The organism is Stenotrophomonas sp. TWI587, from assembly GCF_039674145.1.
Classification (GTDB): domain Bacteria; phylum Pseudomonadota; class Gammaproteobacteria; order Xanthomonadales; family Xanthomonadaceae; genus Stenotrophomonas; species Stenotrophomonas maltophilia_AY.
Map to the genome: position 1 here is coordinate 389,419 of NZ_JBDJMW010000005.1, position 9,189 is coordinate 398,607.

The window sequence follows — 9,189 nt, forward strand, 5'->3', positions numbered from 1 at the left end:
GCTGAACGGAGTAGGCGGTGTGGTTGCTGCTGCTGGTCGGGTAGGCTATAAAGGCCCGCTTTCCCGGGCCCCGGGGAATCCAAGGAAGAGCGTTTCGTGGCTGCTAAAAAAACTGCAAAGAAGGCCGTCAAGGCCGCCAAGAAAACCGCCAAGCCTGTTGTAAAGAAGTTGGCGGCCAAGACCGTTGCCAAGAAGCCGGCCGCCAAGCCGGCGGGCAAGCCCGCATCCAAACAACCGGCGGCCAGGACGGCACCCGTTAAAAAGGCGGCCAGCACGTCGCCGGCCAAGACCGTCAAGAAGGCTGTCGCCAAGAAGCCTGCTGCCAAGACGGTGGTGGCCAAGAAGACCGTCGCCAAGAAGGTCGTTGCCAAGAAGTCGACGGTCGCCAAGCCGGTTGCCACGCCCGCCAAGCGCGCGGCAGGCAAGCCGGTGAGCAAGGCGCCCGTCAAGAAAGCCGCTGCCAGCAAGACGGCAGCCAAGAAGACCGTGACGCCTGCTGTCGCCAAACCGGCGGCCAAGCCGGCACCGGCGAAGAAGACCGCAGTCAAGCAGGCACCGGCCACGCCGGTGAAGGCCAGCAAGACCGCCAGCAAGCCCGTGGCATCCAAGCCGGCTGCCAAGCCGGTTGCAGCACCCGTAGTGAAGTCCGCACCGAAGCCGGCATCGCCGGCGCCGGCCAAGTCTGTCCCGGCCAAGAGCGCGGCCAAACCTGTTACCTCTCCGGCCTCCGCGCCGGCGCCGGTGGCAGCGGCCCCCGCCTCCAAGGCCCCGCAAAACAAGAATCCCGTGCCCGTTTCGAAATCGCCTGCAAAAACCCCCGCCAAGTCCGAGTCCGCCCCCAAGCCCGTGTCCCGTCCGGTCGGCAAGGTCGCCGTTGCCGTGGCAGCGCGTTCGGCCGCTCCGGCCCCTCGCACCAAGGTGAAGGTGGTGGAATACAAGACTGACGAAGCCACCGGTCGTCCGATCCTGCCCGACGGTTACAAGCCGAGCGCGGAAGAGGAATACATGAGCCCGCTGCAGCTGGAGTATTTCCGCCAGCGCCTGCAGCACTGGCGCAATGATCTGGTGGAGGAATCCAAGCAGACCATCGCGAATCTGCAGGAAGAAGTGCGTGATATCGGCGATGAGGCCGAGCGCGCTACCCGCGAGACCGAGAACTCGCTGGAACTGCGTACCCGCGATCGTTATCGCAAGCTGATCGGCAAGATCAACAGCACGCTGAAGCGTCTGGAAGATGGCGATTATGGTTTCTGTGTGGATACGGGCGAAGAGATTGGCCTGGATCGTCTGGAAGCCCGCTTGACCGCTGAGCGCACGATCGATGCGCAGGAGCGTTGGGAGCATCTGCAGAAGCAGCAGGGCGACTGATCGCGCTGTTGGTTGTGCTGCTCTACGAAAAACCCGGCTTCGGCCGGGTTTTTTTTGGCCGTTTGCTTTTGGTTTGTGTTGGATCGGGGTTGGGCGCGAAGGGTGTTGGCGCCTTGCCACTTGGCGTTTGAGTGGGTCGGGTAGCCCGGTCCGGGACCCGCCGTAAACCCATCCATGGGGGCTCGTAGTGCGGCATCCATGCCGCACACGGTCCCGGACCGGGCTACCCGACCCACTCCCGATACGTTCACGGGAGGGCGGCCGGAAGAGCCTGGACTCCCGCTTCCGACACGCTCTGAGTCAGTTGCCAAGGTTGCCTGGGTACCGAACGCTGGTCTGGATGCTTGTGCAGCGGTGCGCGCGATATCCACGCATGGCGTGAATCTACCGGCGAGGCGGGCGCGCCGAGAATTGCGCAATTCGTAATTCGCAATTCGCTGGCACCCGGAAGGGGAGCCGAAGCCGTAAGCCAGCAGCTAACAGCCAAAAGCCAAGCGCTGACAGCCAACAGCCAACAGCCAACAGCCAACAGCCAACAGCCAACAGCCAACAGCCATCAACCGGCGCCGTACGCCGTGAGTGATAAGCCGTGAGACGTCAGCTATCTGCCGTTCGCCGTTTGCTCTTCGCCGTTAATCCCGCGCAAGCAACCTACTGTCCATGGGTGGACGGGTAGCGCAGTGAAGGACCGTGTGCGGCATGGGTCCGGCGCATGCGCCGGACGGGTTGGGCAGGACGCCCAACCCTGGCCTTGCCGTGCGTGCAGGATGGCACGCACGAGCAAGCCGCACTGCGAGCCCCCATGGATGGGTTCACGGCGGGTCCTGCACTGCGCTGCCCGGCCGCCCCAATTACAGGAACAAGCAGGCGCTCAAACCAACGGTGTAGCAAGCCAACCGCGCAACGCCCGCCAACCAGCGCGGCCTCGAGCAAGGCAGCCAAGCTGCCAGTCAGCCCGTTGGCCAAATCCTCAATGCAGATCGCGCAGATTCAACCGTCGCAGCGTCGGATTCTTCCACGCCGTAATCCCCGCCACGCTCAACACCGCAAAGCCGCCCAGCACCACCGCCGGGACCAGCCCCAACAGCTTCGCCATCGTGCCCGCATAGAACGCGCCCAACTCATTGGACGAACTGATGAAAATGCCATTGATCGACGACACCCGACCGCGCATCTCCTCCGGCGTCGCCAACTGCAGAATCGTCGAACGCACCACCACGGAAACCCCGTCGAACGCACCGTAGAACAACAGGATCGCCGCCGACAGCCAGAAATTCGACGACAGCCCGAACCCGATCACGCACAGACCGAAGCCGGCTACCGCGAACAACAGCACACGCCCCGCATTGCGCTGCAGCGGCCTGCGCGCCAACCACAGCCCCACACACACCGAACCCAGCGCCGGCGCGGCACGCAGCACCCCCAGCCCCTCCGGCCCGTGGTGCAGGATCTCGTGCAGGAACGCCGGCAGCATCGCCACCACGCCGCCGAGCAACACCGAAAACATGTCCAGCGCCATCGCCCCGACCATGATCTTGTTGCCCAGCACGAACCGGCCGCCCTCGGCGATGCTCTTGAAGATCGGGGCCGCCGGACCCGTGTGCACCGGCTCGGAGACGCGCAGCGCCGCCAGGCAGCCCAGCGCGATCAGCGACACGCCCACCGCCACGCCATAGGCCACGCCCTTGCCGCCCCACGCCACCAGTGCGCCGCCCAGTGCCGGGCCGACCACCATGCCGGTCTGGAACACCACTGCGCCCAGTCCCGCGCCACGCGCATACTGCGTGCGCTCCAGCACGCGGGCGAACAGCGCGTTGTAGATCGGCGAGAGGAACGCGCGGACCATGCCAGTCAGTGCGATCGCCGCATAGATCGGCCACACCCGGTGGAAAGGCAGCCAGCCCTGGGCGACCGCGGTCAGCACCAATGCAGTCATCACCAGCCCGCTGCAGGCAACCATGCCCAGCCGGCGGCGGGGCAGGTGGTCGACCAGGTAGCCGGCGAACGGGGCCACGCAAAAGAATGGCAGCACCTCGGCCAGGCCGACCAGGCCCAGCGAAAAGGGATTGCGGGTGACTTCGTAGATATGCCAGCCGACCGTCACCGCAACGATCTGGTAGGAGAGCATCGCGAAGATGCGGTACGCCAGCACCAGCGAAAAGCCCGGGCGGGCCAGAAGCTGCAGGGCGCTGTCCGGCTCCTGCGGATCGGCGGAGAGCGTCACGACTGCGCTTGAGCGGTGTCGCGGATGAAGGCCAGCATCGCCGCCACGCCGTTGCTGCGGGTCGGCGACAGGTGGCGCGACAGCCCGATGTCCTGGATGTAGCTCGGCTCGGTGGCCAGGATCTCGGCCGCCGAACGGCCCGAGTAGACGCGCAGGGCCAGGTAGATCAGGCCGGAGACGATCGCCGAATCACTGATGGCATGGAAACGCAGCGCCTCGGCATTGCCCTCCGGCACGATCCAGACCATCGACTGGCAGCCGAGCAGGCGATGCTCCTCGGTCTTCCATTCCTCTGGGAACGTGGGCAGCTTGCGGCCGAGGTCGATCAGGTACTGGTAGCGCTCGGACCAGTCACCGAAGAACGCGAATTCCTCGGCGATGGCGGCCTGGGCTTCAGCAGCGGTGGGTTCGAGCGGGAACGGGGAAGCAAGGGTCATGGGGGACTCCGGGCCGGTAGCTGCCTTCCGTGGTCAGGCCGTGGTGGTTCGAAGGAGGCACCCGGCCGTCCATGGCCGGGTCTGTAGGGTGGCAACGCCCTGCGGATCGGGCCGTGTGTGGTGGCACCGAACGATCAGTCGGGCGGCGGTCTTTCAGCGCTTGCGCGACCAGCGCACGCCTTGGGCGGTGTCTTCCAGCACGATGCCTTCGGCGGCCAGCTGGTCGCGGATCGCATCGGCGCGGGCAAAGTCGCGGGCCTGTTTGGCAGCCGCCCGCGCGTCGATCAGGGCCTGGATGGCCGCATCGTCGTCATTGCTGCCCGCAGTACCGAACCATGCCCCCGGATCCTGCTGCAGCAGGCCCAGCGCCCGGCCGGCACCGAGCAGCGCGGACTTCCAGCGTGCCTTGTCGGCGTCGGCGGCCTTGCGCGCCTCACCGGCGATACGGGCCAGCTCGGCCAGTGCCTGCGGCGTATTGAGGTCGTCATCCAGCGCGGCCTCGATCTCGGCCGGAATCACCGCAGCGGCGTCCACCTCGACCAGATCGCGCAGGGTGCCGTACAGCCGGTCCAGGGTACGCACCGACTGCTCGATCAGCGCATCGGACCAGTCCAGTGGCTGCCGGTAGTGGGCCGACAGCAGCGCATAGCGCAGCGCTTCGGGCGCATGCTGGCGGACCAGATCATGCACGCGTTCGATGTTGCCAATCGACTTGCTCATCTTGGCGCCGCCGAAGTTGAGCATGCCGTTGTGCAGCCAGAACCGGGCGAAGGTCTGCCCGCCGTGCGCGCACTCGCTCTGCGCGATCTCGTTCTCGTGATGCGGGAACTGCAGGTCCACGCCGCCGGCGTGGATGTCGATGGTCGGCCCCAGGTGCGCGGCGGCCATCGCCGAGCACTCGATGTGCCAGCCCGGGCGGCCGCGGCCCCAGGGCGATGCCCAGCCCGGCAGGTCGTCGCTGGAGGGCTTCCACAGCACGAAATCGCCCGGGTCGCGCTTGTACGGGGCCACGTCCACGCGGGCACCGGCCAGCATCTCGTCCGGGTCGCGGCGCGATAGCTTGCCGTAGTCCGCATAGGAACTCACCGAGAACAGCACGTGGCCTTCAGCCGCGTAGGCGTGCCCGTTGGCGATCAGCTGCTCGATCATGGTGACGATGTGCGGGATGTGCGCGGTGGCTTCCGGCTCGATATCCGGCGGCACCACGCCCAGCGCCGCCATGTCCTCGCGGTAGGCGGCCGCGAAGCGGTCGGTGATGGTGCTGATCGGGACCTGCTGCTCGCGTGCGGCCGTGTTGATCTTGTCATCCACGTCGGTGATGTTGCGGGCATAGCGCAGGCCGCCGAAGCGGCGCCGCAGCAGATCGGCCAGGACCCCGAACACCACCGGACCACGGGCATTGCCGATGTGGACGTAGTTGTAGACCGTGGGGCCACACACATACAGGGTCGGACAGGTCGGATCGAGCGGGGTGAACGGTTCGAGCTGGCGTGTCAGGTTGTTGTGCAGGCGCAGGGTCATGAGGGTCTGGGGCGGGGGTAAGCGGTCGATTTTAGAACGTGTCGGGGGCTTTGGGGGGATGTGGCCGGGGCGGGGCTGTCGGCGGGTACCTGACTGAAACGACACCGGTACACCTGGCGCGCTTCGGGCACGAAGCCCGCCGTTGCGGGCTTCCGGCCCAGCGGACGGTCCGGACTATGGGCAGAAACGTCACGGACGGGTAATGTTCAGCCCCTTGTGCCTGCCACTGCCTACACTATCCCCCTTGTCCTTTTCCCTGTTGCCAATGAAATCCGCTTCGTTGTTGACGCTGGTCTGCATGCTCGGAAGTGCCGCCTTCGGGGTGCGCGCCCAGGACAGTGAGGTGCGCAACCGGGTGGTCATCGTGGAGAACGTCAAGTTCGACTACGCCCAGGTGCTCAACGTCGAGCCCATCTTCCAGACCCTGCGGGCCACGCGCACCGAGGAACACTGCGAGCCGGTTTCCACCCGCACCCTGGCCCCGGTCAACGTCACCGGCGAGGAGCCGCAGGAAGACAAGGGCCGCTTCGGCCGCTTCATGGATTCGGTGCGCTCGATCTTCCGTCGGGAAGATGGCAGCACCGAGGAGAGCACCTATTCGGAGACCGTTGTGGTCGAGAAGCCGCCGGCCAATACCGGGCCGCTGCTGACCCGGGACTGCAAGATCATCCCGGTCGGCCGCGAGTTCCGCCGGCCGATCGCCTATGACGTGGACTACGTCTACAAGGGCACCAAGTACCGCTCCCGCCTGCCGGAGGATCCGGGCAACCGGCTCAAAATTCGGGTCTCGATCACCCCCTGGGTGGGCAACGAGCAGGCCGGCGGCGCCAACCCGTGACCCGTGCCTGCGCCCCGGGCGTCGTCGCCTTCAACCTGAATTGCCATTCAGGCCTTGCACCGACTCCGGGTGCATGCAAAGATGGGCGGCCATGAGACTCACCGACTTCCAGCACGACACCAGCGCCGCCCGTATGGCTACGGGCATGACGTCGCGTGCCCGCCGACCGGAACCCCACATTTTCGCTGGGTAACCGGAGCTTCGTGCTGTCTGTTCGGAAAACCCAGCCCCCGCGCTGGGTTTTTTCGTTTCTGCGATCTGAAAAGTTTCATCTGTATACGTTTTGTTGAGCCCTGAACGCGCCCCGGCGCCCCCAACCTCCGCCGGCAACGGTGGAAAACCAGCCGCAAAGGATCGATCGATGTCCCTGAAGCACTTCCTGAACACCCAGGATTGGAGCCGCACCGACCTGGATGCCCTGTTGACCCAGGCCGCGTTGTTCAAGCGCAACAAACTGGGCGACGAGCTCAAGGGCAAGTCGATTGCCCTGGTGTTCTTCAATCCCTCCATGCGTACCCGCACCAGCTTCGAGCTGGGTGCGTTCCAGCTGGGCGGCCACGCGATCGTGCTGCAGCCGGGCAAGGACGCCTGGCCGATCGAGTTCAACCTGGGCTCGGTCATGGACGGGGACACCGAGGAGCACATCGCTGAAGTGGCCAAGGTGCTGGGCCGCTATGTGGACCTGATCGGCGTGCGCGCCTTCCCGAAGTTCATCGACTGGACCAAGGACCGCGAGGATGAAGTGCTCAAGAGCTTCGCCAAGTACTCGCCGGTGCCGGTGATCAACATGGAAACCATCACCCACCCGTGCCAGGAACTGGCCCACGTGATGGCGCTGCAGGAACACTTCGGCACCCAGGATCTGCGCGGCAAGAAGTACGTGCTGACCTGGACGTACCACCCCAAGCCGCTCAACACCGCAGTGGCCAACTCGGCCCTGACCATCGCCACCCGCATGGGCATGGACGTGACCCTGCTGTGCCCGACCCCGGATTACATCCTGGATGAGCGCTACATGGGCTGGGCCGAGCAGAACGTTGCCGAGAGCGGCGGTTCGCTCCAGGTCAGCCATGACATCGCCAGCGCCTACGCCGGTGCGGACGTGGTGTACGCCAAGAGCTGGGGCGCGCTGCCGTTCTTCGGCAACTGGGAACCGGAAAAGCCGATCCGCGACCAGTACAAGCACTTCATCGTCGACGAAGCCAAGATGGCGCTCACCAACAACGGTGTCTTCAGCCACTGCCTGCCGCTGCGCCGCAACGTGAAGGCGACGGATGGCGTGATGGATTCGGCGCAGTGCATCGCGATCAACGAAGCCGAAAACCGCCTGCATGTGCAGAAGGCGATCATGTCGGCGCTGATCGGCCGCTGATCGAACGCATCCAACGGTGCAGCCACGCATGGCGTGGCTCTACCGGCTCCAGAACGCAATCAATACCGCATTTCCAATTGGACCCTGACCCCATGAGCAAGAAAGACATCGTCCTGGCCTTCTCCGGCGGACTCGACACCAGTTTCTGCGTGCCTTACCTGCAGGAGCGCGGTTACAACGTGCACACCGTGTTCGCCGATACCGGCGGCGTGGATGACGAAGAGCGCGATTTCATCGAGAAGCGTGCCGCCGAGCTGGGCGTCACCACCCACGTCACCGTCGATGGTGGCCCGGCGATCTGGAGCGGCTTCGTCAAGCCGTTCGTGTGGGCCGGCGAAGGCTACCAGGGCCAGTACCCGCTGCTGGTCTCCGATCGCTACCTGATCGTGGATGCCGCGCTCAAGCGCGCCGCCGAGCTGGGCACCAACATCATCGCCCACGGCTGCACCGGCATGGGCAACGATCAGGTCCGCTTCGATCTGGCCGTGAAGGCGCTGGGTGACTACCAGATCGTCGCGCCGATCCGCGAAATCCAGAAGGAACACACCCAGACCCGCGCCTACGAGCAGAAGTACCTGGAAGAGCGTGGCTTCGGCGTGCGTGCCAAGCAGCAGGCCTACACCATCAATGAAAACCTGCTCGGCCTGACCATGTCCGGCGGCGAGATCGACCGTTGGGAAGCGCCGGGCGAGGGTGCCCGTGGCTGGTGTGCCCCGCGCAGCGAATGGCCGGTCGAGCCGCTGACCGTCACCCTGAAGTTCGTCGAAGGCGAAGCCGTCGAGCTGGATGGCAAGGCGCTGCCGGGTGAGCAGATCCTGGCCAAGCTCAACAAGCTGTTCGCCCCGTACGGTGTGGGCCGTGGCGTCTACACCGGTGATACCGTGATCGGCCTGAAGGGCCGCATCGTGTTCGAAGCGCCGGGCCTGGTCTCGCTGCTTGCCGCGCACCGCGCGCTGGAAGATGCGGTGCTGACCAAGCAGCAGAACCGCTTCAAGCCGGACGTGGCGCGCAAGTGGGTGGAGCTGGTGTACGAAGGCTTCTACCACGACCCGCTGAAGACCGACATCGAAGCCTTCCTGAAGTCTTCGCAGACCAAGGTCAACGGCGAAGTGGTGCTGGAAACCCGTGGCGCCCGTGTCGATGCCGTGGCGGTGAAGTCGCCGCACCTGCTCAACACCAAGGGTGCCACCTACGCGCAGTCGGCCGACTGGGGCGTGGAGGAAGCGGAAGGCTTCATCAAACTGTTCGGCATGAGCTCGACGCTTTATGCGCAGGTGAACCGCTAAGGCGATTGACTGGGGTGCCGGCTGCTGGCCGGCGCCCCGCAAGGCCGAGTGAGGGTAGTGGCGGGGGGGGGGCGGCGCCAGGGTACGGGGGGGGAATTGCAAGCCCGGCCCCCGCCCGGCCGAAACCCGCAGTTTTTCCCCAC

General features: G+C 65.5%; 7 protein-coding genes. 4 read left to right on the top strand and 3 right to left on the bottom strand.

Features of this window, described 5'->3' with window-relative positions; translation table 11 throughout:
- The first annotated feature begins 96 nt into the window (after positions 1-96).
- Positions 97-1,368: an RNA polymerase-binding protein DksA gene (dksA, locus tag ABE464_RS11215; protein ID WP_346472000.1), complete on the top strand. Its 1,272-nt coding sequence runs from the start codon at positions 97-99 to the stop codon at positions 1,366-1,368.
- Between the two features lie 970 nt (positions 1,369-2,338).
- Here dksA and ABE464_RS11220 read toward each other — a convergent pair.
- The 3 genes from ABE464_RS11220 to cysS all read right to left on the bottom strand — a co-directional run bounded on the left by ABE464_RS11220 (position 2,339) and on the right by cysS (position 5,550).
- Positions 2,339-3,592, bottom strand: coding sequence for an MFS transporter (locus tag ABE464_RS11220; protein WP_346472001.1), 1,254 nt, complete (start codon positions 3,590-3,592; stop codon positions 2,339-2,341).
- Positions 3,589-4,029 carry a SufE family protein gene (locus ABE464_RS11225; RefSeq protein ID WP_346472002.1) on the bottom strand — a complete coding sequence of 147 codons (441 nt, stop codon included), beginning with the start codon at positions 4,027-4,029 and terminating at the stop codon, positions 3,589-3,591. Before ABE464_RS11225 ends, ABE464_RS11220 begins: the two co-directional genes overlap by 4 nt.
- A gap of 153 nt (positions 4,030-4,182) precedes the next feature.
- Positions 4,183-5,550 carry a cysteine--tRNA ligase gene (gene cysS, locus ABE464_RS11230; RefSeq protein WP_346472003.1) on the bottom strand — a complete coding sequence of 456 codons (1,368 nt, stop codon included), beginning with the start codon at positions 5,548-5,550 and terminating at the stop codon, positions 4,183-4,185.
- Positions 5,551-5,815: 265 nt separating this feature from the next.
- Between cysS and ABE464_RS11235 the strand changes: the two genes are divergently transcribed.
- The 3 genes from ABE464_RS11235 to ABE464_RS11245 all read left to right on the top strand — a co-directional run bounded on the left by ABE464_RS11235 (position 5,816) and on the right by ABE464_RS11245 (position 9,046).
- A complete protein-coding gene (locus ABE464_RS11235; RefSeq protein ID WP_346472004.1) occupies positions 5,816-6,388 on the top strand; it encodes a hypothetical protein in 573 nt (190 codons plus the stop codon).
- 361 nt (positions 6,389-6,749) lie between these two features.
- Positions 6,750-7,760, top strand: a complete 1,011-nt coding sequence (locus ABE464_RS11240; protein ID WP_346472005.1) for an N-acetylornithine carbamoyltransferase — start codon at positions 6,750-6,752, stop codon at positions 7,758-7,760.
- Positions 7,761-7,852: 92 nt separating this feature from the next.
- Positions 7,853-9,046: an argininosuccinate synthase gene (locus ABE464_RS11245; RefSeq protein ID WP_346472006.1), complete on the top strand. Its 1,194-nt coding sequence runs from the start codon at positions 7,853-7,855 to the stop codon at positions 9,044-9,046.
- The last annotated feature ends 143 nt before the right edge of the window (positions 9,047-9,189 follow it).

Bases quoted from the DNA above. Each gene is read 5' to 3' on its own strand.
- ABE464_RS11225 (WP_346472002.1), bottom strand. From the start codon at position 4,029: ATGACCCTTGCTTCCCCGTTCCCGCTCGAACCCACCGCTGCTGAAGCC.
- cysS (WP_346472003.1), bottom strand. From the start codon at position 5,550: ATGACCCTGCGCCTGCACAACAACCTGACACGCCAGCTCGAACCGTTC.
- ABE464_RS11235 (WP_346472004.1), top strand. From the start codon at position 5,816: ATGAAATCCGCTTCGTTGTTGACGCTGGTCTGCATGCTCGGAAGTGCC.
- ABE464_RS11240 (WP_346472005.1), top strand. From the start codon at position 6,750: ATGTCCCTGAAGCACTTCCTGAACACCCAGGATTGGAGCCGCACCGAC.
- ABE464_RS11245 (WP_346472006.1), top strand. From the start codon at position 7,853: ATGAGCAAGAAAGACATCGTCCTGGCCTTCTCCGGCGGACTCGACACC.